This window comes from Mesorhizobium sp. RCAM 06353, from assembly GCF_059683585.1.
On the sequence record NZ_JCASIY010000002.1, the window covers coordinates 354,239 to 379,157 of the forward strand.

Here is a 24,919-nt window from a genome sequence, read left to right on the forward strand (position 1 = left end):
CCTCTCTTAGCAGATCCGGGGCAGTTGTTCGCCCGACAGCCAGTCGACAATCCGGCCGCCGCCAAACGAGGTCGTCATCTGGACAAAGCAGTTGTCGTCGGCCACGACGTGGCCGACCAGCGCCGCCTCAAGGCCAAGCGGATGGGCGCGCATCGCCGCGAGCACGCCGTCAGCGCCCTCCGGCGCCACGACTGCTACCAGTTTCCCTTCATTGGCGACATTGAGCGGATCGAGGCCGAGGAACTCGCAGGCTGCAGCCACTTCCGGTTTGAGCGGGATCTTGTCTTCGTCGATGCGGAAGCCGACCCGCGATTGGCTGGCGATCTCGTTCAGCGTCGCGGCGATGCCGCCGCGCGTCGGATCGCGCATTAGCCGGATATGCGCCCCGCCAGCCGCGACCATGTCTGCTACCAGTCCGTGCAGGGCCGCGCTGTCGGAGACGATGTCGGTGTCGAATTCCAGGTTCTCGCGTTTCGACATCACGGCGACGCCATGGTCTCCGATCGAGCCGGAAATGATCACCGCATCGCCGGGCCGGGCGGCGTCCGACCGGAGATCGAGCCCGACCGGAACCATACCGACGCCGGCGGTCGAGATGAAGACGCCGTCGGCCTTGCCGCGCTCGACGACCTTGGTGTCGCCGGTGATGATCGGCACGCCGGCCTCGCGCGAGGCGGCGCCCATGCTCTGGGCGATGCGCTCGAGATCGGCGAACGCAAAACCTTCCTCGATGATGAAGCTCGCCGACAGATAGAGCGGTACCGCGCCCGCCATGGCGATGTCGTTGATCGTGCCGTGCACGGCGAGGGTGCCGATATTGCCGCCGGGGAAGAAAAGCGGCGAAACGACGTAGCCGTCCGTGGTCATCACCATCCGCCCGCCAGGCACCGAAAAGGCCGACTGGTCGTTGCCGGCCCTCAGCCAGTCATTGTCGAAAGCCTTGTGGAAAATGCCCTCGATCAACTGGCCCATGGCGCGCCCGCCGGCCCCGTGCGAAAGGTCGACACGGCCGTTCGCGACATCGAGCTTGCGCCTGTAGGCCTTGATCATCATGTTCATGCGGCCGCCCTCCCCCCATCCACCTGCCGCGCCTTCTCGCGGAAGCGGCCATAGGTCCAGTGCGCGGCGCAGGCGCCCTCCGACGACACCATGCAGGAGCCCATCGGTGTATCGGGCGTGCAGTCCGTGCCGAACAGCTTGCAGTCGGCCGGCTTCTTGACGCCGCGCAGGATCGCGCCGCATTCGCAGGCCGCGTTGTCTTTCGCGGCGGGCGTCACCATCGAAAAGCGCTTCTCGGCGTCGTAGGCCACATACTTCGGCCGGAGCCGCAGCGCGCCATAGGGCACTTCGCCGAGACCGCGCCATTCGAAGCTCTCGCGCAGCTCGAAGAAATTCGCCACCTCCGCCTGGGCCTTTTCGTTGCCGAGCGCAGTCACGGCGCGAATATACTGGTTCTCGACCTCGTGCCTGCCGTCATTGACCTGGCGCACCAGCATCAGGATCGCCTGGATGACGTCGAGCGGCTCGAAGCCCGCCACCACCACGGGCTTCTGGAATTCCCCGGCGAAGAATTCGTAAGGTTCGGTGCCGATGACGGTCGAGACATGGGCAGGGCCGACGAAACCGTCGATCTTGATCGTGCCGAGCTTGCGAACGTCAGGGCTTTCCAGGATGTTCTGGATCGCCGGTGGCGTCAGCACGTGATTGCAGAAGATCGAGAAATTGCCGAGCCCCTTGGCTATCGCCGCCTTGAGCGCGAGCGCGGTCGGTGGCGTCGTGGTCTCGAAGCCGATGGCAAAGAACACCACTTCGCGTTCGAGCTCGGCCTCGGCGATCCTGAGCGCATCGAGCGTCGAATAGACCATGCGGATATCGGCGCCTGCCGCCTTGGCCTTCAAGAGGCTCGATCCGTTCGAGCCCGGCACGCGCATCAGGTCGCCATAGGTGCAGAGCGTGATCTCCGGCCGCATGGCGAGCGCGATCGCCGCATCGATACGGCCGATCGGCAGCACGCAGACGGGACAGCCAGGTCCGTGGATCATCCGCACATTGGCCGGCAGCAGGTCCTCGAGACCATAGCGGGAAATAGCATGCGTATGGCCGCCGCAGAACTCCATGAAGTGATAGGAACGCGCCGGATCGGCGAGAGCGGCGATCTGCCGGGCGATATCCTTGGCGAGCCTGCCGTCGCGATATTCGTCGATATATTTCATGCCGCATCTCCCATGGCAGCAGCTTCTCGGATGAGAGCGAGCGTCCTTTCCGCCTCCTCCGGATCGATCTTCGCGAGCGCATAGCCGACATGAAGGAGGAGATAGTCGCCCGGCCGGACATCGTCGATCAGCGCGGTCGAGACGATCTTCGAGACGCCGTCGAGCGTGACCTTCGCCATGTTGTCGAGCAGTACTTCCTTGACCTGGACCGGTATCGCTAGGCACATGCCCGGCTCTCCTGCGCTGATGCATTCTCGTTCATGATGACCTGCCGCGCATGGGCGGCCTGGCCGAGCGCGATGCCGCCGTCATTGGCCGGCGCGAGACGTGGCAAATAAGGCTTGAGACCGCGGTCCCGAAGCGCTTGCGCAAGTCCGGCCCCAAGGACCCGATTCATCAAGCATCCGCCGCCGAGCGCGACCTGCGGGATGCCGAGGGGTGCCGCTTCCCTCGCGGCCCATTCCGCAAGTCCCGCGATCAGCGTACCGTGAAAGACATCGGCCGCGTCAGCGCCGCTCAGTCCTTCCCGCACAAGATGCAGGATGAGGGGCCGGAAATCGAGCACCCCGTCCCGGATTGCATAGCCGTCGCAGAGACAGCGCGGCGCTATGACCATGGCCTCGAGCTCCATCGCCGCCTGCCCTTCGTAGCTCTGGACGAGACGAATGGCTGCTATCGCCGCGGCGGCGTCGAAGAGCCTGCCGAGGCTGGTTGTCCGGGACGGCCGCATACCGCGTTCGAACATCGCCGTGAGCTGCGCAACACCCCGATGACCTGGCCAGAGCCGCGACGCGAAATCAAGGCATCCTGCCTCCTGCAGGGCTGCCACCCCCATGCGCCAAGGCTCACGCGCCGCGCGGTCGCCACCGGGCAGCGGCAGCGATGTAAGCGATCCCGCTCGGCGCCAATGACCCCCATCGGCGATGAGCATTTCGCCCCCCAACTCGTGCCATCGGCGCCGAAACCGTGGCCATCGAGCGCAAGCCCGAGAACCGGGCCGGAAAGCCGATACTCCGCCACCACGGCCGCGACATGGGCAACATGATGCTGGACCGCCACGACCGGCAGGCCCAGGCTCTCTGCCATCCGCACCGAACGGAAATCCGGATGCAGGTCCGAGACCGCGAATTCCGGCTTCACGTCCAGGATCGAACAGAGATGGGTGATCGCCTCGCGCTGGAAACGGATCGCCTCGGCATTGTTGAGGCCGCCTATATGCTGCGAGAGAAAGGCCTCGCGCCCACGTGTGACGCAGATAGTGTTCTTGAGGTCGGCGCCGGTGGCGATCACCGCAGGTCCATCCTCGCCGAGATCGACCGGCTCGGGCACGAAGCCGCGGGCGCGACGGATGAACGTGGGGGCGCCATCGATGACCTGCATGACTGAGTCGTCGGCGCGGACGGTGATGTCGCGATCATGGGTGACGATCAGATCCGCAATCGCGGCAAGGCGGCGCTCGGCGTCGGCGTTGTCGGCCACAAGCGGCTCACCACCGGGATTGGCGCTGGTTGCGACCAGCGCTGCGGGGCGGTGCGGCGAATGGCAGGCGAGTTCGTCGAGCAGCACATGATGCAGTGGAGCATAGGCGAGCATCAGCCCAATCCGCGCGAGGCCGGGCGCGATGAGGTTGGAGAGCGCACCGGCACGTGCGTCGACCACCACGATCGGGCTCGCGGGCGAGGCCAGCAAGGCTTCTTCGGCTTCGCTCAGTCGTGCGAACTGCCGCGCCGCCTCGATGCCGGCGACCATGACGGCAAACGGCTTCTGGTTACGAGCCTTGCGCAGCCGGAGGAGATCGATCGCTGCATCGTTGCGGGCGTCGCAGAGCAGGTGGAAACCGCCTATGCCCTTGAGCGCGACGATGGCGCCGCCTTCGAGCCGCGCCGCAATCTCCGCGATCGAATGGCTGAGACTCGGGCCGCAATCGGGGCAGGCGACCGGCTCGGCATGGAAGCGCCGGTTCTCCGGATCGATATAGTCCGAGGCACAGGCCCGGCACATCGGAAACGATGCCATCGAGGTCTGCGTCCGGTCATAGGGCAGCGCGCGAGTGATGGTGAAGCGCGGGCCGCAATGGGTGCAGTTGACGAAGGGATAACCGAAGAAGCGGCTCGCGGGATCGGTCAGCTCACACCGGCATTCGGCGCAGGTCGCGGCATCCGCGCCAATCCGGGTCGCGCTCTTGCCGCCAAGGCTCTCGAGGATCTCGAACCGCTCGCCACCGGCTGGCGAGAGTTCGAGCACGTGGATCGAGTCGATGCGGGCGAGCGGCGGCGCCTGGGTCCGGATCGCGTCGGGAAAGCGGCCCGCATCCCGACCCTCGATCTCTATCAGCACGCCGGCACTGTCGTTCAGCACGAAGCCAGAAAACCGCATAGTCCGCGCGAGCCTGTAGGCGAAGGGCCGGAACCCGACGCCCTGCACGGCGCCGCGTACCCGGAGCCTGAGCCGCCGGATCGGGTTTTCGATCGGTCGTGCGAGCGCCCTCGCCATGGTTCATGCCACCTTCGGTCACGCGGCCCGGTGGGCGGCGGATGCCTCGAGCCAGGCATAGAAGGCTTCCATGCCCTCTCCCGTGCGGGCGGAGACCGTCAGCGTCTGGAGGCGCGGATTGACGCGCAGGGCGTTGGCGATGCAGAGGCCGACATTGAAATCGAGATGCGGCAGCAGGTCGGCCTTGTTGAGCATCATCAGGTCGGCGGCGGCGAACATGTTGGGATATTTGAGCGGCTTCTCCTCGCCTTCGGTGACTGACAGCACCACAACCTTGTGGGCCTCGCCGAGATCGAAGGCGGCGGGACAGACGAGGTTGCCGACATTCTCGATGAAGAGCGCAGAGCCTGGTTCTAGTGCGAGATTTTCAGCCGCGTGGCCCACCATGTGGGCGTCGAGGTGGCAGCCCTTGCCCGTATTGATCTGGATGGCGCGGGCGCCGGTCTCGCGGATCCGAGCCGCGTCGTTCGAGGTCTGCTGGTCACCTTCGATAACCGAGATCGTGAGGCGGTCCTTTAGGTCATTGATCGTGCGGACCAGCAGGCTGGTCTTGCCCGAGCCGGGGCTGGAGACGAAGTTGAGCGCAAAGATGCCCTGGCGCTCAAAATATCGCCGGTTCTCTTCCGCATAAGCGTCGTTCTTGGAGAGGATGTCTCTCTCCACCTGGATGATCCGCTCCTGGCTCATGCCTGGCACATTGAAGCCGGCGATCCCCTTGCCATAATGGACGCTGCAGTCCGCGGCATGGTGATGCTCATGCCCGCCATCGCCATGGTGATGGTGGTCTTGGCCGTGATGATGGTCATGGCTGTGACGGTGCCCGCCCTCCTCGTGCTTGTGACCCTCAATGGAAGAAGTCTCGCAACCGCATACCGTGCACATCAGCTCACCTCCATATCCCTGATCTTCAATTCGTCGCCTGCCGTCATCTGGACCCGATGCCGTCCGCAGTCCGGGCAGGCGCCGAACCGCTCCTCCAAGGCGACCGTCTTGCAGCAGTCGAGACACCAGCCGTCGCCGGCAATGCGGTTGATCTCGAGCGTCGCCTCGTCCGCAATCGTGCCGTGTCGCACGGCCTCATAACAGAACATCAGCGCGGCCGGCTCGACGTGGCTCAGCACGCCGACATCGAGCCGGACCGACTTGACGCGTGTCGCGCCGTTCTGCCGCGCCGTGTCGCAGACGATCTCGATCACACTCTCCATCAGCGACATTTCATGCATGTGCGGCCTCGCGAACATTAACCTCAAAGGCCACGCAGGGATCGAACAGGACCGCGAGCCGCGACACCGACCTCACGGCGGCCTCATCGGTCCCGACGGGTGACGACAGCAGTGTCTCGACGAAGGGGCCGGCGGGATGAAAATTCCATTCGGTCGGGGCGAGGATGCGATAGGACGAAAGCCTGCCGTCGCCGCCGATCTCGGCCTGATGATAGAGCCGGCCACGTGCGCATTCCACAGCACCGTAGCCACCGGCGCCCGGCGTGGCCCCGCCGCAGGCGAGTGATGCTTCGTCGTGCTTGCCGGTTGCTGCGAGAGCCGTCAGTTGTTTGAGGCAGCGGCGCACGTCGTTGATGCGGGCTAGCAGTCGTTGGACCAGATGGGAGGCATCCACGTCACCGGCGGCGAGCCGGGCATACGCGCCCGTCTCCGCGACGCGGCCTTGGAGATGCGGGAGGCTTGCATAGCCGGGCTCGGCGCAAAGCCGGGCGATGACTTCCGGATCGTCATTGATGGTCAGTGGATCGGGCCGCCGGCCATTGAAGACCTGATCGTTGCCTATATCCTGCAACATCGCGGCGCAGGCTGATTCCGGCAAAGGTGTGTCGCCCCGGCTCGGAATGCCGAGCGCGCTGGCCGCCGCAGACAGCCGCGCAGCGGCGGCCGCCAAATGCGCCCTGTCGATTTGCCCGGCCTTGACCGCGGCGATGATCTCTTGCGAAGCGGCCAGCGCTTCGCGGAGATATCTACCGGCGGTTGCGCCGAGCGATGCCGGCAGGGGGCATGGCCAATGGAGGATGAGCGCCCGCAAGGTTTCGAAAATCCGCTCGGCGAGCAATCCGGCACCGGAGCCGATCCGTTCGTCCACCTTCATCGCCATATCCGCTGCATTCAGGACGGCGAGCCGCGCCGCTGCGGATTGCGCAAAACCGCAGAGCGAAAAGACTTGACCGGCAAGAGGGGGCGCCTCTTCGGGCCTGCGGCCGATGAACATGCGCGTCAGGCCCTGCGGGCGGTTCGCCTTCACCGTGACGGAACAAGCAAGCGCGCGCGACACGGTTACGTCGATCCTTATCGTGCCTGCCCCGAGAAGGAATGTCATTGCGACGCTTCCTCGCGCCTGCGGACATACCCGCGCAACAGGTCACGCCGGTTGACCGCCGCGGGCGGGGCGGGCGGCGGTTCGAGCGTGGCAGGATCAAAGAAGGCCCGGGCTGCTTCGTCTGCTGTTTCGAGGGCAGCCTCCATCGTCGCGAACTCGAAGACCGGCGAAAACAGCGAGCAGGAATCGACACGGTCAATCGCATCGAGTTCACCGGCAATGAACCCGACCTCACCCGCCGGCAGGCCGACACGGAGGGTCGTACCGGTGGCAGCTGGGGCGGAGGAAGGGCCCTGCGGCAGATCCGCTGCCACCAGATTCATGAACCATGGTGTAGTCACGATGCCGAACGCACGACCGCCGTAAGTCCGAAAACCGGTCGAGGCAATGCCAAGCGCGGGATTGCAGATCGGCACATCGGCCATGGCGGTCGCGTAAATGTGCCGGTAGCAGGCCTCGAGCCGACGGCCGAGCGCCTGCGCGGGATCGATCTCGGCCCTCTCTGCGACGTCAGCGTCCATCGCCTAGCCTCATGAACTTCGATTGCAGCGCGTCGCAATTTGGACAGCGCCAGTCTTCCGGCAGGTCCTCAAACGACGTCCCCGGAGCAATCTGCCAGACCGGGTCACCCTCAGCGGGATCGTAGACATGCCAGCAGATACCGCATTCCATCTGGTCGTCGTCCGACACGGTCTCGCGTTTGCCGAAATTCTCGAAGGCGCTCATTTGAAATAGGCCTGCTCGATCTCACGCAGCCTTACCTCGGAGTCGCGGAAATCATCCTCGGCGGCGATCGCGACCGAGGGAATGTCGCAGATCTCCAACGTATCGAGGATGATCGTGTCCATGGCGTTGTAGAACTGAACCGACCAGACATTGCGCGCGCCCGTCACCACGATGCGGCAGGTGCCATAGCCGCGCGAGGTGAGCTGCACCGGCCCGGCCCGCAGCGTTTCCTGCAGGAAGGCCATGTCTTGCGGGCTCATCGGGAAGAGCGAGAAGGTGATGATATGGCCCGGATCACCCTCGCTGTAACGGGCGATGCGATCACCGATCTCGGTCAGCACGGGCATGACGTTCATGGCGCCGGTCGGCGCCGGCCCGTGGCTGATCGAGCCCGGCAGCGCCGAGCACGCCTGTTTGACAGCGGCGGGAATGCTCGCGACCTCGACATAGTCGGCAATGAGCCGGCCCTCACCGTCGGTGAAACGGACGCGCCAGACGCCAGCCATCACCGCCTCCTGCATCCGGGCCGTGATGCCGTTTGCCAATGCCGCAACGCCGGCGACCTCGCCCTCGCCGAGAGTCTGGGCGATCAGTTCCTTGTCGTCGTCGGGGTAAGCGGTGATGTCGAATAGCCGGCCCGGCCGGTCCGCCTTCTGAACGGCGAGCGCGTCAGCGAGTTCCGGCAGGAGCAACGCCGTCCGCCGACATCGGCGGATCATTTCCTCGGCGCTGCTGGTGGCGAGGAAATTGAGCTTGTGGGCACGCAGCGGCGGCTCGGCGCTGATCGGCATCACCGTCATCGCCGCATCCTCGCCCTCGGGACGACCCAGTATCCGGCCTTCATCGCACGATCTCCTTGCCGGCATGGGTGATCTCGACCTTCGGTCCGCCCAAGGGCACCATGACCGGCGCGTCGGACGCGAGCCAGGCGCTGATCTTCTCGACATATTCGGACCAGTCGCGGATCTTGCCCAGCACGCCGACCGGTTGGTCTCGACGAGTGACGGCGAGGCTCGGCATCAAAACGACGTTAAAGCGGGCCTTTAGCTTGTCTTCGGCCGTGCGCAGGACCACGGCGCCTCGCAAGCGGCCTTGGAAGGCCTGGAGGATATGCGGGAGGACGACGGCGACGTCATCGGCTTCCGGCCGCTGCGACGGATCGCCGGTGAAGAACAGCACGGCATTGTCGGGTTCACTCGCCGCCGGAGCGAGGAAGGTATCGATATTCGTCTCGTCGATGAGGGGCAGGCGCGCCCGCTCGCTCAGGGCGCGGACCAGGACAGATGGCATAGTCTCCTCCACAAATCACGCTGCGAAACATTCCAACGAATGAGCAAGCGGCGTGCCAGACTTGGAAAAGTTAGATTCCGTTGATCTGGAAGACAAATTTCCGCCTTCACAAAGTATCGCGGGCATCTGGATGGAAAGTCCTTCCACTTTGGAAATTTTCTTTTCACTCGCTACGCAGATGCGGCGGCAGTTCCGGCTCGCGCGAGGTGAGATCGGCAAAGAGGGCGTCGAAAGCCCTCCCCTCGACAGCTTCAGCAAGACCCGCGAGTGCGTTGTCGATGGCGCTGGCCTCGTCGGCGTCCAGCACCCGGATGGCGGAGCCGAGATGGGTGAGTAGGTAGGTTCCCGGCGGTTGTGGGCCGACCAGCATGAGGGAGATCGAGGATATCCGGCCATGTCGCTCGCAGTGGGCGACGAACTCATTGCCGGCGACGGTCCGCATGGGAATGCCGATGCACATGAGTTTCCTCCTCCGTCGTCCAGATCTTATGAAATCGGGAGCCGCGGTACGCAGGGTGCCCACACGGACTCCCGACCGGCCTCAGCCCTGGGAGAAGTTCAGCCGGCCAGCAGGACTGCACCGGCAAGGGCGCCGGCGGTCCGCGCGGCAACTCGCCGGGCGTTGCCGAACCTCAACCAGGCCAGCGCGAAACCGGTGAGATGCAGGATGACCGTGGCAGCCAAGAAGCCCGCCACATAGCCGCCCGCATGCGCCATCGCCGGAAGTTCCGTGCCATGGGCGTGGCCATGGAAGAGCGCGCATGTTCCAACCACCGTCGCCGCGACCGACGTTGAAACCTTCACTTCGAAAGCAACCAGCAGACCGAGCAGCGCGACGGTCAGCGCGATCCCGGTTTCCACCATTGGAAAAGCGAGGCCGTAAATGCCCAGGGCGCCCCCCGTCGCCATGACAGTCACGAAGGCCAAGGGAACGATCCATCGGGCTTTACCGCCCAGCGTCAAGGCCCAGAAGCCGACCGCGACCATCGCCAGGATATGATCGAGACCGCTGAACGGATGGCTGAAGCCGGCAAGCGCGCGTCGGTGTGAAGGCCGACATGCGCGTGGGCGATGTCTGGTCGCGCCATCGCGTCGAGCGTCGCCGCAACCCTACGGAAATTCATGATATCCTCCTCAATGGCGCAATGCGGCCGATTCGGCTCGGCGCTCGTAACGTTCGAAATCGATGTCGTTTTCAAGTAGTGGCGGAACCGCTGCTCCTTCCGGCCGCGCAGAGACGACGACGCCCCAGTCCCGCAATATTTCTACTGCCGTTTCGATTGCGCGCGGTATGACTGCCTTGACCGGCGTCGTCAGCGGGCCGCCCCAGTCCTCGAGATCCAGCGGCTGGCACCCGATGAGAACCAGTCGATCGGGATAGTGCCCCATGAGGTCAGCGGCGCTCAGCACCTCCTGGAAGCCGGTCTGATGCAGGCTCATCTTCTTGGTGCCAGTAAATTTCGGCACCTCGTCGTCTTCCACGATCTTCATCGTGCCCGGCTCGAGGCCGTAGTCGATGGCGTCGAACACGATCAAACGATCGTGTTCATTGACGAACTGCACGAGATAGAGCCCCTGCGTGCCGCCATCGAGGACGGTGACGTTGTCGGGCACCCGATACGCCTTGTGGAAGGTTTCCACCGCGCGCACGCCGAAGCCTTCATCGGCCCAGAGGATATTGCCTATGCCAAGCACGAGAATCCGCGGGGAAGGCGAACAGGCCAAGGGATTTGGGGCGACCATCTAGTCCTGCCTGTCCTTGAAGAGCCGTTCGCCGGAAATCATTGACGAGATGATGCTCTGTCGGCTCATAATGTCGTCGCGGATCGCCACATAAATGTGCACCATGACGAAGACGAGGATTACCCACATGCCGAGATGGTGGAATGTGTGGACGTCCTGGCTGTTGGGCCAGATCGAGAACACCCAGCCGAAGAGCGCATATTCCCAGCCGTCGCGGCCGGCACCCTCGCTATAGAGCGCAAAGCCGGTGGTCACCATGAAGAAGAGCGGCAGGGTGAACATCAGGAACATGGTGAACTGGGAAAGAGGATTGTGGCCGACATACTTCGGCTGCCGGGCCAAGAACATGTACCACCGCACCTCATGCAGCCATTCCTTCCAGAAGCGGCCGCTCCAGAAGGGCACATAGAAGATCTGGCGGGCATGGATATTGCCGACAAAGGCCCAGTAGACCCTGAGGATAAGGAACACGGCAAGGACCTGCCCCGCCGCGAAGTGGATGAAGCGGATATACCCCATCAGGAAATTGGCGACGGCCTCGCCCGGCACGGAAGGCAGCGGCGAGCCGATGAAATAGCCGGTTAGCGCGAGCGTCAGGATCGAGACGGCGTTGACCCAGTGCCAGATGCGCACCGGGGCTTCGTAAACATAGATGCTCTGGCGCTCTGCCTTTTCACCGTGGTCGGCGGCTGCGGGAGTTTCATGGATAGTCATGACTTATCCTCCTCACCGGACCTGAACCTTGGCCATTTCCTGACCGTCCGGGCTCATCACATGCGTCGAGCATGCTAGGCACGGATCGAAGGAATGGATGGTCCTGAGGATTTCGAGCGGTTGGGTGGGGTCTGACATCGGCGTATCCATCAACGAAGCCTCGAAGGCGCCAATATTTCCTGCCGGATCGCGGGGGCTGCCGTTCCATGTGGTGGGCATGACGCACTGGTAGTTGTCGATCTTGCCGTCCTTGATTTTGATCCAGTGCGCGAGCGCGCCGCGCGGGGCCTCGGTAAAGCCGACGCCCTTGACCTCCTTGGGCCAGGTTTCCGGCTTCCACTTGTCGACATGGGCCGTAGAGAAGTCGCCGGCCTTAATATTGGCAATCAGCTTGTTCCGGAAATAGCGCATCTGGTGGCCGGCCCAGCTCGATTCGAGCGCACGGGCTGCCGTGCGGCCGAGTGTCGAGAAGAGGGCTGGAACCGGAAGGCCGAGATCCTTGAGCACCTTTTCGACCGGGTCCTTGAACTCCGCCTTGTTCTGGGCGTAGCCGACGACCCAGCGGGCGAGCGGCCCGACCTCCATGGCATGGCCACGCCAGCGCGGCGCCTTGATCCAGGAATATTTAGCGGCCTCGTCGAGCTGCTCGATATTGGTCTTCGTCCCCTTGGCGTTGGGGCCGAGTTCGTAGTGTGGCTCGGTAACCCCGTCCCAGGGATGCAGGCCCTTTGTCTCGTCGGGATATTTGTACCAGGAATGGGTGACGAATTCCTGGATCTGCTCGGGATCCTCATGGTCGACCGGCAGCACTTCGGCGAGATTGCCATTGATGATCGCGCCGCGCGGCAGCTTCAGGCTTGCCTCGGAGTAGTCGTTGACGTGCTCGGGTACGTCGCCATAGGCTAGAACGTTCTTGCCCGACAGACCGCCTCCGTAGAGCCAGTCCTTGTAGAAGGAGCCGATGGCCATGATGTCGGGAACGTATACCTTGTCGTTGAACTCGATAATCTGGTCGATGATCGAGGTGACCATGTTAAGCCGTTCCATGTTGATCGCGCCGACCGCACCAGTACCGTCGATATTGATCGGACAGGGTACCCCGCCGACCAGCCAGTTTGGATGCGGGTTCTTGCCGCCGAAGATCGTGTGGATCTTGACGATCTCCTTCTGGAAGTCGAGCGCCTCCAGATAATGCGCCACCGCCATGAGATTGGCCTCCGGCGGCAGCTTGTAGGATGCATTGCCCCAATAGCCGTTCTTGAAGGGTCCGAGCTGGCCTGACTCGACGAATTTCTTAAGCCGGGTCTGGATGTCTTTGAAATAGCCTGGAGAGGAAAGCGGCCAGTCGGACACGGACTGCGCGAGCGCCGAGGTCGCCTTCGGATCGGCCGAGATCGCAGAGATCACGTCCACCCAATCGAGCGCATGAAGATGGTAGAAGTGCACGACATGGTCATGAACCTGCAGCGCCAGCTGCATCAGGTTGCGGATCGAATTGGCATTGTCGGGGATGGTGATGCCGAGCGCATTTTCGACCGCGCGTACAGAGGTCAGCGCATGCGTGCCGGTGCAGACGCCACAGATGCGCTCCGTGAAGGCCCATGCGTCGCGGGGGTCGCGGTTCTTTAGGATGACTTCGATGCCGCGCCACATGGTGCCGGTCGAGACCGCATTCCGGATGATGTTGTTCTCGTCGACATTGACCTCCACCCGCATATGTCCCTCGATGCGGGTGACGGGATCGACGACGATGCGCTTGCCCGAATTGTCCAGTGTGAAGCCGTTGGGTGTTTGAATTGTCACGATGCTGTTCCTCGCCGAGAGTGATTATGATGCGTCGGCTTTTTCGCGCTTGGTGGTCACGCGCTTGAAGGCGGTCACCGCGGCATGGGCGGCGATTGCACCACCCACGATGCCGGCGGCGGTCATGCCGACCTTGTCGGCGTTGGCCTCGACGCCGAACTGGTGGAGGTTCGTCAGCCGGTCATAGAAGCTGCCGTTGTCCCAGAAGCCGTCTTCCGAGCAGCCGATGCAGCCGTGGCCTGACTGGATCGGGAAGGAAACGCCACCGTTCCAGCGCACGGTAGAGCAGGCATTGTAGGTGGTCGGTCCCTTGCAGCCCATCTTGTAGAGACAGTAGCCCTTGCGTGCGCCCTCATCGTCCCACTCCTCGACAAACTGGCCGGCATCGAAATGTGGTCGGCGGTAGCATTTGTCGTGGATGCGCTGCGAATAGAACATCTTGGGCCGGCCCTGCCGGTCGAGGTCCGGCAGCTTGCCGAAGGTCGTGATGAAGGTGACGACCCCGGTCATCACCTCCGCGATCGGGGGACAGCCTGGTACCTTAATGATCGGCTTGTCGAGGATGACCTTGTCGATCGCTGTCGCCCCGGTCGGGTTCGGCTTGGCCGCCTGGACGCAGCCCCAAGAGGCGCAGGCGCCCCAGGCGATAATCGCCATGGCATCCTCGGCCATCCACTTCAGCTTCTCAACGAAGGGTTTGCCGCCGTCGATGCAGAACATGCCGTCCTCGTTGAGCGGCGGATTGCCCTCGACGGCGAGGATGTACTTGCCCTTGTACTTCTCCTTCGTCTCTTTGAGAATCGCCTCCGCTTGATGGCCGGCGGCCGCCATGATCGTTTCGTCGTAGTCGAGCGAGATCATCGACAGCACGACGTCTTTGACGAGCGGATGGGCCGAGCGGATGAAGCTCTCCGAACAGCAGGTGCATTCGAGCCCATGCATCCAGATGACGGGAACGCGTTCCTTGGTCTCGAGTGCTTCAGCCATCGCTGTCGCGGCACCCGGGCCTAAACCGAGGCTCGCGGCCGTCAGGCTGCAGAACTTGGTGAAACTGCGCCGGGTGATCCCCTGGCGACGAATGACGTCATATAGGGTTTGGGCAGCTGCCATGTTGCTCCTCCAGCAATTTCATCCCCCATCGCGTCGCCCGGATAGACCCCGGGCTCTGCCAGAAATGCTTGCTGCAAGAAGCGGACCAATTTAGTAGGGGTCAGAGGGATAATCACCCGGTTCGGGATAATGCTGTTTCCGACCCCACTGCGGACGTTGGAGGGCCCGCTACCGGGTCGCAGCGCCAGCTCGCGTAGTCACGATTCAAACGGAAGCCAATAGGTGCACCCTTGAGGGGTTACCCAAGGCGGCCCTAAGCCCCAGTGGCGAAAGCTCAAGATGAATTAGGGCATACGCCCCGGCTCACGCCTTTGCGAGGAGCCCTGGATGCGAGATAGTTCGAGGAACCTTGGCCAAGCATTGGAAGTCCACAGCAGGCGCGAAGGGCCATGTCTGCACCCGAACCACAGTCACAAGCTCAGATTTCAAGGGCTTGCGAATGCTGGCAGACGCATGCGGAGACCGTTTTGTCTCTGGAGTGGTGCTATAAGACCATGATAAGATTGTCCCATTCGGAGAGCGCCTCCATGCGGCACCGCTTTCGGTACTTTGGGGGTAGAGCAGGTACGGTGCCGGATGGCCGTTGCTGCCGAATGCCGGCATTCTTCGCTCGCAATTGCTAGCCCAACATCAACACAACGCGCTGACTGCCGTTGTATCTCGCCGCGAACCGTCTTGCGTTTGTGGCCCCCTCGCCCTCACGGCCGGTTCAGCGTCGAACGTATCGTGCCGCGATGCATTCAAGGCCGCGACCAGAACGGCACCCGTGCGACTGCGGCAGAAGCCAGGGGTTACGTGCATCACGGCAAGACAATGGCGCCGGCAGGCCCGCCAGCATCGTCGCCAGTGCGGGCCTGGGAACCGCCATTGTCGAGGCGCTGGTCAAGCAGCTGGAGGCCAACATCGAGGTCATCAGCGACAAGAACGGCACCAGCGTGTCGATGACAAGGGCAACGTTCACCTCGCGCGTGTCGCGGGCGGCGTAGCGTGATCCATCCGGTGGCGGGAGCCGTGGGCGCAGGTCCGCCATCCGGTTGGATCGCGCCAAGGCGCGGGATCTAGTCAATATGTCCAGCGTAGTCGCCAAGTCCGAAGAGCAGAAGGACGCCGAAGCCGAAGTCGAGGGCTTTCAGGACGACCTGGGCCGTTCGTCGTTGCCGCCGAGACAACACATGGTTTTCACCGACGCAAAAGAACCCGGCAATCCCATCATTTTTGCCAATGACGCCTCCCTCGGCATGACCGGATACGCCAGGGAAGAGGTCCTCGGTCGGCACTTCAATTTCCTGATGGCGAACGGCACGACGCCGGGGCGCTGAAACGCATCAAGCTCGAGTTCGAAGCCAATGCGGAGGCGGGCACGGAAATCCTTTACAGGCACAAGGATGGCAGCGAGTTCTGGGCGGGTCTTTTCGCCAGTCCTGTCCATGACAAGAGCGGCGCCATCGTCCAGTATTTTACCTCCTTTGTCGATCTGACCAGACACAAGGAGGAGCAGGCGCAATCCAAAATGCTCATCGACGAATTGAACCATCGGGTGAAGAACACGCTGGCAACGGTGCAGTCGATCGTCTGGCAGGCATCGCGAGCCAATTCCGATCTGCGGGCGATCCGCGAAACGGTCAAGTCCCGGCTGGATCGGCCAGAAGGCGATCTGCCTTTCTGGCCGTTAGTCCTCCTCGACCAACCAGGCCCAGCGGACCCATCGGCCGGGATTTTGGCGCTTTGAAAGCGGTGTCTTCCCAGTGGCCTGTCCCGGCTTTGGTGCTTTGTACTTACCAAGCTGCCTGACCGCCCTTGCTTTGGCACTCGGGTTAGTGTAACCTTGATTACCGTAATTAGGATTACACTATTGTTCGTAGGTCGCGCTCAAGAGCTCTCCCGCCTCCGCAAGGAATTCTCCCTCGCTAGGCCCTCTTTGCTCGTGGTATATGGACGGCGCCGGATCGGGAAGTCCGCGCTGCTCAAGGAAGCTGCCAAGGACCATCCCCACGTTCTCTATCAAGCGACGCGTGTCACCCCCACTCTGAATCTGGAGGGCTTCAAAGCGGAAATCGCCCGCTCGCTCGGCGCCGATCCCCTGTTGGACGGCCTCGGCGATTGGCTGAGCGTGCTGACATACCTCGCGCGTAAGGCCGAGGGAACGCTTGGGCTGATCGTCGTCCTGGACGAATTCCCCTACCTTGTCGAGGGCGATCAGGCCCTGCCATCGATCATCCAAAAATTCTGGGACGCGGTCGTCGCCGCCGAGGGCAAGCTGAACTTGGTGCTCTGCGGGTCGATGATTGCCCAGATGGAGGATCTGTTGGCCGAGAGCAACCCACTCTACGGGCGCCAAACCCTACCCCTGGAAGTCAAGGAGCTGCCGCTGCGGGACGCGGCCGGGTTCTTCACGGATTACTCTGCTGTGGATCGTATCCTTGCCTATGCCATCTTCGGTGGTATCCCCTTTTACCTAAGGCTCTGCGATCCGAGCGCAAGTCTCGAGGAGAACGTCACCAATTTGCTGCTCGCCGATACTGGGGCGCTGGTAGACGAGCCGAACGTCCTGCTCCAATCGGAACTTCGGGAGACCCAACGCTACGCCAGCATCCTGGCGGCGATCGCGGACGGCTGCACCAAACTCGGGGAAATCGGCGGCCGTCTCCGGGACATCAAGGATTCCGTTTCGCTGAGCCCCTACATGAAGCGGCTCGAGCGCATGCGGCTGGTTCGGACCGTACATTCCCTCGACGCCAACCCCAAGTCACGGGACACGCGTTACTTCGTGGACGATCCGCTTGTTGCCTTCTGGCATCGGTTCGTTCGGCCGAACATGTCAAGTGTGATGCAGGGCTTCGGTCCCGAGATTTGGCGGCACCAAGTGGTGCCGCGGCTGGACGAGTATATGGGCGGCGCGTTCGAGGAAATCTGCCGAGGGCACGCCCGCCGCCATGCGCAGGAGGCTCTTCCGTCTCCGGCCCAGGAGATCGGTCAAATCTGGGGTGCCGAATATGATATTGACGTAGCCGGACGCTTGCTGGACGGATCGATGCTATACGGCGAGTGCAAGTGGCGCCGCGGAATGATCGGGGCGGATGTCCTCGCGACACTGATCGAGCGCGCCGGAAGAACCGACTATGGTCGTGGCGTAGAAGATCGCCACTTCGTCCTATACGCGCGCACCGGTTTCAAGGCAGGTGTCCAAGAGCGTGCCAAGGAGGACGGGCGAATTGTGATGCTGACGCCCGACACCATGCTCGCCCTCTGAAATACTCAGTCAAATCCGGCGACGGTCGATGCGGTCCTCGGCCCAGTCACCCTCGCGGTTCAGTCCGACGCGTCCGGCTTTCTCGAGGGTGCTAAGGATCGGACACAGGCGCTTGGCGATGATGGTGACGGCGCGCGGATCGTCCCCGGACACCCGTGCCTCGTTGCGAACTCCTGCGCGCATTCGGCGGTCGACATCGGACGCTTGGCGGTCCGCAGAATGTCGAGAGTCATCTTGCGCTTGTTTGTCTCGCCGATGACCTTGTCGAGTTCCCTGACGCTTTCGGCCATGGGCAGCCGGAGGCTGACCCAAGTCGTTCCCATAGCTTGGCGCGTGCATCGACAACCGCAAATCGCGTGATGGGTTCGGCGGTTTGCGATGTGTCGCTACGCGCCCACGATCACGTGGTGCCGGCGGCCGGCGAAACCAAGGCCAGCGGTAAGAATCGGCGTCAAATGGTGCGACACTGCCAAGATGGCGGACCTGCGACGGATGCAAGAATCGACTGACAGCGATGAGCGGCAGCGCCAAAGCGCAGTGACAGGCCGTTAAGCGCCGGGCAGCGTGCCCTTCGCCGACATCTCGAAGACATCGAGCAGGATAGCCAGCCCGACGCCGCACGCGGTCAGGATGAGGCCGGCCATGAAGATGCGGTTGGCGCGTTCGTAGATGGGTCGGCGCAGCGAACTCATGTCGAGCAGCTTGGACAGCGCCCGCATCTGCAACGCGATGCCGATCAGGATCGGCACAACGGCGAATAGGTCGTAGAGCCGCCATGGCACGGGGTTTGCCGCCCAATGCGTGACGAAGCCGAGCGAAAAGGCAAGCAGGATGCCCACGACAGTGATTGTGCCATTGCGGAAAATCGTCTCGATCAGCTCTTCCTTCGGATCGTGCTCGTCCAAGCGTCCCTCGCCTCCCTCAGTCGTAGCAGGCCTTTGCACAGTGTGAGGCTAGGCTCTCGGGAAATCCCTGTACATCGCCGCCAATTAGTCAAGAGAGCTTCTGGCAAAGCGAACAGGTGGTTGTGCGGGGAATTAGCGGAACTGGGCGGTGAAACGCCGTTGAATTTGGCACAGACTGAGACCGGCGATCGGGGGCCATGTGCCCTATCGTCCCATATGGGCGCTCCTTGTTGTAGTATCTGCGACAATCCTCCAACTTTTCGAAGCCCTTTGGTCTGACTCGCGCCAGATACCTAACATGATGCCGTCGCAACGAGCTGGCGACGGAAGCATTGTCTGCAGTTTGGGATCATGCCAGGCATTGCCTTCTCAAAGAGGTCGCGATCCGTCTCGTCCCAGTAATGGTCGCATTCATTCTTGATTGCGACTTTCCGTAGCCAGCCCCGGCCATTTATTTCCCTAAGATCTGCGATGCAGGTCGAGGCGTTGTCGCAGTTTCGGCGGGCAAGATAGGCAAGACGACCTCGGGTACCTTTCCGGTCAGCGAGTTAAGGAAGGCAACGAGCAGGTCGACTTCTTCGGCCTTCAACTCTTCGCCGAGCTGGGTGGTGCCCATAATAGCCACGGCCTGTTTCAGATCCCAAACCTTGCCCGAATGAAAATAGGGCGCGGTGAGTGCCACGTTGCGCAGCGGCGCCACGCGGAAAACAAAGGAATCGTCGGCTGAATTGGTGACGGCAAAGCGGCCCTTGTCGTTTTCCGGCCGTACCTCGGCGCTGGGCTTTTCAATAAGGCCGAATGCGTAATAGGCCTCCCCGCCAACGTTGATGCCGGCATGGCAGGACGAGCAGCCTTTGTCCATGAAAAGCGCCAGCCCCCGTTTCTGTTCGGAAGTCATGGCGGCGTCATCGCCATTGAGGAAAGCATCGAAGGGCGCCGGCGTGACCAGTGTCGCCTCAAAGGCTTCAACTGCCTTGGCTAAGTTGTCGAAGGTGACGCGATCGGCCTCACCGGGGAAAGCTGCATTGAACCAATCGACATATTGCGGCATCGACTTGAGCGTCGCGATGACTTGACCCGGAGTGTTGGCCATTTCGACACCGGCTTGGACCGGTCCCTTGGCCTGAGCCTTCAGGTCTTCGGCGCGACCATCCCAGAACTGCGCGATGTTAAAGACAGCGTTCAGTACCGTCGGCGCGTTGCGCGGTCCCTTCTGCCAACCATGGCCGATCGAGGTTTCAAGATTGTCGTCGCCCCCGGTGGCCAAGTTGTGGCACGAGTTGCACGAGAAGACACTTGACGCCGAGACACGGGGATCGAAGAACAATGCCTTGCCGAGCGCGACCTTTTCCGGTGTGATCGGGTTGTTGGCGACTGCCGGCGTGGTGGATGGCAAAGCCTTGAAAGTGGCCAGTGCCGTTTCTCTGAGGTCGGCGGGGATCGGTTCCGCAGCAAAAGCGATGGCTGCCGACAAGGCGACAGCCATCGTCGTGAATAGCATTTTCATAAATGATCTCCGAGCGTTGTGCACGGACGCCATTGTGGGATATGCGGTTCGTAAACGCCCTGCGCTAGATCAACGGCGGGAGAGGATCGGGCCTGACGGCCAGACTTCGATCGGGCCTGCGATCGAATGGCGGAAGCCGCCACCAGGCTGTGTCGACCGTGGATCCCAACACGTGGCCGGCGCCATCGCAATTTGCTCGCGCTGACGGCCTGGTTGGTTCCTTGGGGCGTGGCGACGATCACCACAACAATGCCTAGGCGGAAAGCATCATTGGAAGACCATGAAGGTCGAAGCCGTGTATTCGATGACGTACGAAACCTTCAGCGGCGCGGAACACCTTCGGCCTTTTTCATTTTGCAAAATTCAAACGGACGGGATCGAGCTTCAAAGCAAACTCCGACCCAGTTACGGGACAGCCAACACCGAGCGGATCAACGTGCATGACGGTGGGATGCGGCGCTATAGACCTCGATGCTGGGATGAGCATCGCAATAATCCTGTCGAGACAATTGTTGCGTTCAGCGGCAACCCCCACTATGAAGCGACGCTTCGCCGACTATGTTTCAAGCCGCCCGGAGATTTTCATGACAGAAGAAGCCGACAAAAACATCGACACCCTCATCGAGCTCACAGCCGATGTGGTCTCAGCCTATGTCTCCAACAATCCGGTTCCGGTAGGGGACCTCCCTGCTCTGATCGGCCAAGTGCATGCGGCTCTGAAAGGCACGGCCGGAAGCGTCTCCGCAGTAGAGCCGGCGGTCCTTAAGCCTGCAGTCCCGATCAAGAAGTCGGTGACACCGGACTACATGATCTCCCTTGAGGACGGGAAGAAATTCAAATCGCTAAAGCGCCATCTGTCGACCCACTACGGGCTGACGCCGGACGATTATCGCGCCAAATGGGGCCTGCCGGCGGATTATCCCATGGTCGCGCCGAATTACGCCGCGGCGCGCTCGGCATTGGCCAAGACGATGGGGCTCGGCCGCAAACCGAAGGAGCCAGAAACGCCGGCGCCGGCGAAGCGGACCCGCAAGAAGGTCACGGCTTAATTTCGGCAACCGAGATTGGTTTTGGATTTTGCTGCTGCCATTGGCATGATCTGCGCGGAATATGAAAAGGCGGGGGAAGCAACCCCGCCTTGTCTTCCCAGACAGCCTGGTTTCAGGAATTCGCGACGGTTTGCAGCAATCTGCTGACCGATTCTCCGGTCAAGCCATGTTCTCGCCTACTCTTGTCGAGTGGGTCAGCCCATCCGGGACGCGCCGCGTGCTTCCGGCTCTTGCGGGACGCAGCCGAAAAATCAGCCAGCTTTGCTGAGGCTGCCAGCGGATGACTTGCCAGTGCGGCGGTCCTGTTCGATCTCATAGTTGATCTTCTGGCCGTCAGTGAGGGTTGAGAGGCCCGCGCGCTCGACAGCGGAAATGTGGACGAAAACATCCTGACCGCCGTTGTCGGGCTGGATAAATCCAAATCCGTTGCTGCTGTTAAACCACTTCACTGTTCCGGTCGCCATATGCGTATTCCTTTGTACAATTGCAACGTGGGCAGGCCGTTAGGCCAGTCCGATACATAGCCGAGACTTTAGGCAAAGCAAAAACGAAAAATTGCGGGGCCCGGCTCGATCTGCTGATGGTGGCTCGCGCCACTGGGTCAACGGCCGGTGGTTCACGTCGCCACCTTGGTGCATAACCCTGGCGAGGCTTGAAGGAGTTCGGAATTGGATTGTTTCAAAAGGATCGAGGCGTTAATCGATGCGGCCAGCGCGGATGCGATCGATAGGGCGCGCGTTTTGCTGGATCAGTTGGACGATAAGTCGCAAACAATCGCCCAAGCGATCGACGACTTCCTGCTTGATCTGATGACCTTGGTGTTTGTTATAGAAAGCACCCAAGAGATGTTCCATTATCCGGCACGGCGGTTGGCACATCTGAAATTGACCAGGGTCAGGCTGTTGTTGGCATCATAGCCTTGAGCTTAGAGCCGGTCCCAGTTAGAAGGCATCGATCTGTTCGTCGGCTCACCAGCGCGCAAAAACTGCCTGCATGGCGTGTGCAAAATTCCGTCGCCCCCTCAGCCAGCGGCGGCTGCAACTCCTCACCTTTCCAGCATCGCCGCCCCGATCGGAAAAGGAAACGTTCAATGCCACACGGACATCAGTGAATAGCGCACCCGGCATGGCGCCCACGCAAAAGGCCCTCTTTGTCGCCCACTTAACCACCCAGCACCGAAGAACCCGATCGGCGGAAATTGTTACGGTTTCTGCTTGTCCCGACGACTGAACGGAGAAGAGATAAATTCTGATCCAAACTGCCCAAACTGCAAAGTGTGTTTTCGGCACTTTCGCAGATGGCGAAGCATTAGATGTTCTGCCTTCCAATCGGGGCTGCGCCGGATCCTGGCTGCGCCAAGCTGTAATGAGCGAAGTCCATTTACGTTGCCGAAAATGGCTATGCAAACACCGTGCGATTTCGGCTCTCGAATGGCAGCATCTATCTCGATGATTGACCCAACGCCTTGAGGTAGGCCGCCACCTAAACTGCGAACAACGACAATACTAACCCCAGCCCTGTTCTTGGAAAAACAGGATAATGCGAAAATTACCCTTTGATACAGTTCTGATCGCCAATAGAGGCGAGATCGCCGTACGAATCATCAAGACGCTGCGCGAGCTGGAGCTGCGCTCTGCAATTGTCTACCACGATCTCGATGCGGGGACGCCAGCCGTCTCAGTGGCCGACGTGGCGGTTCCCATAAGGGTCGCACACCGGTCGCGGCCTATCGCGATACCGCGCAAATCTCGCTGCGGCCCACGAGGTGAACGCCGGGGCGGTTCACCCAGGCTATGGATTTCTGTCGGAGAATGCGGAGTTTGCTCGCAAGGTGTTGGAGGCCGGCATCGAGTTCATTGGACCTACTCCTGGAGAATATCGAATTGATGGGCGACAAGATCCGGGCCTGCAAGTTCGTTCAGCGGAATGGATTTCCCGTCGCGCCTTCGCTGGCCTTTCGCAGACGTTGTGGTCGATGGACGATCTTTGCGAGAAGATGGATGCTGTTGCGCCGAAGCCGGGCAAGCGCGGTCCTTACAAGAAAGTGATCTAAACGCATAACCGCGTCCGATTTGCGCTTTAACCAAACGGGAACCAAAACGCCGCATCATCATTTCGTGTATTGACGTTGTGAGTACAAAAGCGCATATTAACGCCGTTCACGATGCAGCTAAAACGACGACAAACTCGACCAAAGACGCACTCAATCCCATTCAATCATTGTACCAAACGACGACCAACACAGAGCAACACAGAAAACTGTTAAGACCTACCACGAGAGGCCAGATATGGAAGCCCTAGCACATCGCCGGGCGCCTTCGGAGAACAAGACACGCAAAGATGCAACGATCAACGTAAGGGTACCAATTAAGACAAGAGACCTCATCGATAGTGCAGCAACCATAATCGGAAAAACGCGTACCGAGTTCATCCTAGAAAGCGCCAAACAGCACGCTATCGACGTGCTTCTAGACCAGAGGCTTTTTTCATTGGCAGAGGGTCAGTTTGAGGCATTCCTTAATGCGCTCGATAATCCTCCTCCTCCAGTAAAGAAGCTGAAGGATTTGTTCAATGAGAAGGCTCCATGGGAACCGTAACCCCGATGACGTCAAAGGCGCGGCCAGCATTGACGCCGCCCGCGCCTTTGACTTCCGAGCATGACATCGGCCAGTTCGCTTGCGGCAAAGAAGCCCTTGATGACTGGTTGCGCTACCGCGCCATGAAAGCTGAGGCCCGCTCGGCCAGAACCTATGTCACCTGCATAGGTGGCAATGCTATCGTTGGATATTATTGCTTCGCGGCAGGTGGCGTTCGGATAGATGAACTTCCCAAAAATCAGAGGCGTAACATGCCGTCCATCGTCCCGGTGACCATCATCGGGCGGTTGGCGGTTGACGCGCGTTATCAGGGGATCGGAATAGGTAGAGGTCTTTTGAAAGATGCCTTGAGCCGCGCTCTAGCTGCATCCCAGATTATCGGGAGCGCGGCGATCATGGTGCACGCTGTCGATGAGCAAGCGGCGGCCTTTTATGCGGGTTTTGGTTTTCTGCGGTACCCTGAGGGAGGCCGCACATTCTTCATGCCCACTCAAACCATTCTTGCGGCAACAAAATAGCGCGGCGTCAAATTTCAAACTGAGACACTACCCATTGAGCGGCCTCCTTGACGTCGGCCTGCCGAGCTCCCCCTCGCCTCTCCGCCACCTCCACTGCGAATAGCCTGGCGGCCACCTTCCTTCCTAACCGGCCAGGCTCCTGACTCCTCTGCTCGTTCAGCGTCGACCCTGGTCTGCCTGCGTTCTGCGTCGACCACCACATCAACCCTCTCAGTGCCGCGGCCAGTTCGAAGGCGCATTTTATCCCTCATCGCGGCAGCACGCTCAATCGTCTTCCACCCGGGCAAGATATCGTCCCAAGCCGCAAGCGCTTCGCGTTCGGCGCCGTCCGATGTCCGACAATGTCAGATACGCAACATAGCAGAGCCCGATTTATCACATTGCCGAAACGGTTTTCTCATTTGGCACGGCACGTGCGCGGTCATCCGCAAACGCGTCACGGACCAAGGAGAAGCCGTCCCATGATCACCTCACCAAAAAATAACGCCGCACGTCTCCCGGACGCATCCAAAGATGAGGCTCGAGCAAAGCCTGGCAACATGCAGACGACTCGGGTGGATCGGCGCTGCCTACCGGTCCACTTTCTCCCACACGGGGAGACGGGGACGCAGCGCCTTCCAATTAAGGAAATCGCTTTGCCACGAACCTTGCCGATCGTCCGGCCACCACTACCGGA

Annotated in this window: 28 protein-coding genes and 5 pseudogenes; 12 read left to right on the forward strand and 21 right to left on the reverse strand. The window is 61.4% G+C overall.

All coding sequences use genetic code 11. The features are described from left to right. Positions 1 to 6: 6 nt before the first annotated feature. From hypE to AC56QX_RS38045, 17 genes and pseudogenes are all read right to left on the reverse strand, one after another. A complete protein-coding gene (hypE, locus tag AC56QX_RS37965; protein ID WP_497118457.1) occupies positions 7 to 1,059 on the reverse strand; it encodes a hydrogenase expression/formation protein HypE in 1,053 nt (350 codons plus the stop codon). Next, the gene (hypD, locus tag AC56QX_RS37970) at positions 1,056 to 2,213 is read right to left on the reverse strand and encodes a hydrogenase formation protein HypD (protein ID WP_497118459.1); all 1,158 of its coding nucleotides are present in this window, start codon (positions 2,211 to 2,213) and stop codon (positions 1,056 to 1,058) included. Before hypD ends, hypE begins: the two co-directional genes overlap by 4 nt. After that, the gene (locus tag AC56QX_RS37975; RefSeq protein WP_183455171.1) at positions 2,210 to 2,440 is read right to left on the reverse strand and encodes a HypC/HybG/HupF family hydrogenase formation chaperone; all 231 of its coding nucleotides are present in this window, start codon (positions 2,438 to 2,440) and stop codon (positions 2,210 to 2,212) included. Before AC56QX_RS37975 ends, hypD begins: the two co-directional genes overlap by 4 nt. Next, a pseudogene (gene hypF, locus AC56QX_RS37980) lies at positions 2,431 to 4,706 on the reverse strand (carbamoyltransferase HypF). The gene AC56QX_RS37975 and the pseudogene hypF overlap by 10 nt, the downstream one beginning before the upstream one ends. 18 nt (positions 4,707 to 4,724) lie before the next feature. Continuing rightward, entirely contained in the window at positions 4,725 to 5,588 is an 864-nt protein-coding gene (gene hypB / locus AC56QX_RS37985; RefSeq protein ID WP_497118461.1) for a hydrogenase nickel incorporation protein HypB, read from the reverse strand. Continuing rightward, positions 5,588 to 5,929, reverse strand: a complete 342-nt coding sequence (gene hypA, locus AC56QX_RS37990) for a hydrogenase maturation nickel metallochaperone HypA (protein ID WP_497118462.1) — start codon at positions 5,927 to 5,929, stop codon at positions 5,588 to 5,590. Before hypA ends, hypB begins: the two co-directional genes overlap by 1 nt. After that, the gene (locus tag AC56QX_RS37995; protein WP_497118463.1) at positions 5,922 to 6,986 is read right to left on the reverse strand and encodes a nickel-dependent hydrogenase large subunit; all 1,065 of its coding nucleotides are present in this window, start codon (positions 6,984 to 6,986) and stop codon (positions 5,922 to 5,924) included. The genes hypA and AC56QX_RS37995 overlap by 8 nt, the downstream gene beginning before the upstream one ends. A 41-nt stretch (positions 6,987 to 7,027) precedes the next feature. After that, positions 7,028 to 7,552 carry a [NiFe]-hydrogenase assembly chaperone HybE gene (gene hybE / locus AC56QX_RS38000; protein ID WP_497118464.1) on the reverse strand — a complete coding sequence of 175 codons (525 nt, stop codon included), beginning with the start codon at positions 7,550 to 7,552 and terminating at the stop codon, positions 7,028 to 7,030. Beyond that, positions 7,542 to 7,757: a rubredoxin gene (locus AC56QX_RS38005; RefSeq protein ID WP_497118465.1), complete on the reverse strand. Its 216-nt coding sequence runs from the start codon at positions 7,755 to 7,757 to the stop codon at positions 7,542 to 7,544. Before AC56QX_RS38005 ends, hybE begins: the two co-directional genes overlap by 11 nt. Then, positions 7,754 to 8,601 (reverse strand): annotated as a pseudogene (locus AC56QX_RS38010) (hydrogenase expression/formation protein). Before AC56QX_RS38010 ends, AC56QX_RS38005 begins: the two are co-directional and overlap by 4 nt. Then, a complete protein-coding gene (locus AC56QX_RS38015) occupies positions 8,598 to 9,047 on the reverse strand; it encodes a hydrogenase accessory protein (protein WP_497118466.1) in 450 nt (149 codons plus the stop codon). The pseudogene AC56QX_RS38010 and the gene AC56QX_RS38015 overlap by 4 nt, the downstream one beginning before the upstream one ends. 163 nt (positions 9,048 to 9,210) lie before the next feature. Beyond that, positions 9,211 to 9,507 carry a HypC/HybG/HupF family hydrogenase formation chaperone gene (locus tag AC56QX_RS38020; protein ID WP_497118467.1) on the reverse strand — a complete coding sequence of 99 codons (297 nt, stop codon included), beginning with the start codon at positions 9,505 to 9,507 and terminating at the stop codon, positions 9,211 to 9,213. Between the two features lie 98 nt (positions 9,508 to 9,605). Beyond that, a complete protein-coding gene (locus tag AC56QX_RS38025; protein ID WP_497118468.1) occupies positions 9,606 to 10,034 on the reverse strand; it encodes a HupE/UreJ family protein in 429 nt (142 codons plus the stop codon). 147 nt (positions 10,035 to 10,181) lie between these two features. Then, the gene (locus tag AC56QX_RS38030; RefSeq protein WP_497118469.1) at positions 10,182 to 10,790 is read right to left on the reverse strand and encodes a HyaD/HybD family hydrogenase maturation endopeptidase; all 609 of its coding nucleotides are present in this window, start codon (positions 10,788 to 10,790) and stop codon (positions 10,182 to 10,184) included. Then, positions 10,791 to 11,504 (reverse strand): Ni/Fe-hydrogenase, b-type cytochrome subunit, encoded by a 714-nt coding sequence (gene cybH, locus AC56QX_RS38035; RefSeq protein ID WP_497118470.1) that lies wholly within the window; start codon positions 11,502 to 11,504, stop codon positions 10,791 to 10,793. A gap of 12 nt (positions 11,505 to 11,516) precedes the next feature. Continuing rightward, the gene (locus AC56QX_RS38040) at positions 11,517 to 13,307 is read right to left on the reverse strand and encodes a nickel-dependent hydrogenase large subunit (RefSeq protein ID WP_497118471.1); all 1,791 of its coding nucleotides are present in this window, start codon (positions 13,305 to 13,307) and stop codon (positions 11,517 to 11,519) included. A 24-nt stretch (positions 13,308 to 13,331) separates the two neighbouring features. Then, positions 13,332 to 14,417: a hydrogenase small subunit gene (locus AC56QX_RS38045; RefSeq protein ID WP_497118472.1), complete on the reverse strand. Its 1,086-nt coding sequence runs from the start codon at positions 14,415 to 14,417 to the stop codon at positions 13,332 to 13,334. Between the two features lie 406 nt (positions 14,418 to 14,823). Here AC56QX_RS38045 and AC56QX_RS38050 point away from each other — a divergent pair. The 6 genes and pseudogenes from AC56QX_RS38050 to AC56QX_RS38075 all read left to right on the forward strand — a co-directional run. Further along, positions 14,824 to 14,976: pseudogene (locus tag AC56QX_RS38050) on the forward strand (ATP-binding protein); the annotation flags it as partial. 175 nt (positions 14,977 to 15,151) lie between these two features. Next, positions 15,152 to 15,403, forward strand: coding sequence for a hypothetical protein (locus tag AC56QX_RS38055; protein WP_497118474.1), 252 nt, complete (start codon positions 15,152 to 15,154; stop codon positions 15,401 to 15,403). 48 nt (positions 15,404 to 15,451) lie between these two features. After that, the gene (locus tag AC56QX_RS38060) at positions 15,452 to 15,736 is read left to right on the forward strand and encodes a PAS domain-containing protein (protein ID WP_497118475.1); all 285 of its coding nucleotides are present in this window, start codon (positions 15,452 to 15,454) and stop codon (positions 15,734 to 15,736) included. A gap of 5 nt (positions 15,737 to 15,741) precedes the next feature. Then, positions 15,742 to 15,858: pseudogene (locus tag AC56QX_RS38065) on the forward strand (HWE histidine kinase domain-containing protein); the annotation flags it as partial. 69 nt (positions 15,859 to 15,927) lie between these two features. Further along, positions 15,928 to 16,146: an HWE histidine kinase domain-containing protein gene (locus AC56QX_RS38070; RefSeq protein ID WP_497118476.1), complete on the forward strand. Its 219-nt coding sequence runs from the start codon at positions 15,928 to 15,930 to the stop codon at positions 16,144 to 16,146. Positions 16,147 to 16,269: 123 nt separating this feature from the next. Further along, entirely contained in the window at positions 16,270 to 17,667 is a 1,398-nt protein-coding gene (locus AC56QX_RS38075) for an ATP-binding protein (RefSeq protein WP_497118477.1), read from the forward strand. A gap of 9 nt (positions 17,668 to 17,676) precedes the next feature. Here the strand turns inward: AC56QX_RS38075 and AC56QX_RS38080 are convergent, their stop codons facing one another. The 3 genes from AC56QX_RS38080 to AC56QX_RS38090 all read right to left on the reverse strand — a co-directional run bounded on the left by AC56QX_RS38080 (position 17,677) and on the right by AC56QX_RS38090 (position 20,073). Beyond that, the gene (locus tag AC56QX_RS38080) at positions 17,677 to 17,820 is read right to left on the reverse strand and encodes a hypothetical protein (protein ID WP_497118478.1); all 144 of its coding nucleotides are present in this window, start codon (positions 17,818 to 17,820) and stop codon (positions 17,677 to 17,679) included. Positions 17,821 to 18,215: 395 nt separating this feature from the next. Further along, positions 18,216 to 18,572 (reverse strand): hypothetical protein, encoded by a 357-nt coding sequence (locus tag AC56QX_RS38085; RefSeq protein ID WP_496628402.1) that lies wholly within the window; start codon positions 18,570 to 18,572, stop codon positions 18,216 to 18,218. Positions 18,573 to 19,023: 451 nt separating this feature from the next. Continuing rightward, entirely contained in the window at positions 19,024 to 20,073 is a 1,050-nt protein-coding gene (locus AC56QX_RS38090) for a cytochrome-c peroxidase (RefSeq protein WP_497118878.1), read from the reverse strand. A 590-nt stretch (positions 20,074 to 20,663) separates the two neighbouring features. Here AC56QX_RS38090 and AC56QX_RS38095 point away from each other — a divergent pair. Beyond that, entirely contained in the window at positions 20,664 to 21,128 is a 465-nt protein-coding gene (locus AC56QX_RS38095) for a Ros/MucR family transcriptional regulator (RefSeq protein ID WP_497118479.1), read from the forward strand. Between the two features lie 251 nt (positions 21,129 to 21,379). Here the strand turns inward: AC56QX_RS38095 and AC56QX_RS38100 are convergent, their stop codons facing one another. Continuing rightward, a complete protein-coding gene (locus tag AC56QX_RS38100; protein ID WP_497118480.1) occupies positions 21,380 to 21,592 on the reverse strand; it encodes a cold-shock protein in 213 nt (70 codons plus the stop codon). A 204-nt stretch (positions 21,593 to 21,796) separates the two neighbouring features. Between AC56QX_RS38100 and AC56QX_RS38105 the strand changes: the two genes are divergently transcribed. The 5 genes and pseudogenes from AC56QX_RS38105 (at position 21,797) to AC56QX_RS38125 (ending at position 24,243) form a co-directional block, all read left to right on the forward strand. Beyond that, positions 21,797 to 22,045 (forward strand): hypothetical protein, encoded by a 249-nt coding sequence (locus AC56QX_RS38105; protein ID WP_183455186.1) that lies wholly within the window; start codon positions 21,797 to 21,799, stop codon positions 22,043 to 22,045. 622 nt (positions 22,046 to 22,667) lie between these two features. Next, positions 22,668 to 22,784, forward strand: a pseudogene (locus AC56QX_RS38110) (biotin carboxylase N-terminal domain-containing protein); the annotation flags it as partial. A gap of 109 nt (positions 22,785 to 22,893) precedes the next feature. After that, entirely contained in the window at positions 22,894 to 23,181 is a 288-nt protein-coding gene (locus AC56QX_RS38115) for a biotin carboxylase N-terminal domain-containing protein (RefSeq protein WP_497118481.1), read from the forward strand. A 235-nt stretch (positions 23,182 to 23,416) separates the two neighbouring features. Then, positions 23,417 to 23,725, forward strand: a complete 309-nt coding sequence (locus AC56QX_RS38120; protein ID WP_497118482.1) for a type II toxin-antitoxin system TacA family antitoxin — start codon at positions 23,417 to 23,419, stop codon at positions 23,723 to 23,725. After that, positions 23,713 to 24,243 (forward strand): GNAT family N-acetyltransferase, encoded by a 531-nt coding sequence (locus AC56QX_RS38125; RefSeq protein ID WP_497118483.1) that lies wholly within the window; start codon positions 23,713 to 23,715, stop codon positions 24,241 to 24,243. The genes AC56QX_RS38120 and AC56QX_RS38125 overlap by 13 nt, the downstream gene beginning before the upstream one ends. The last annotated feature ends 676 nt before the right edge of the window (positions 24,244 to 24,919 follow it).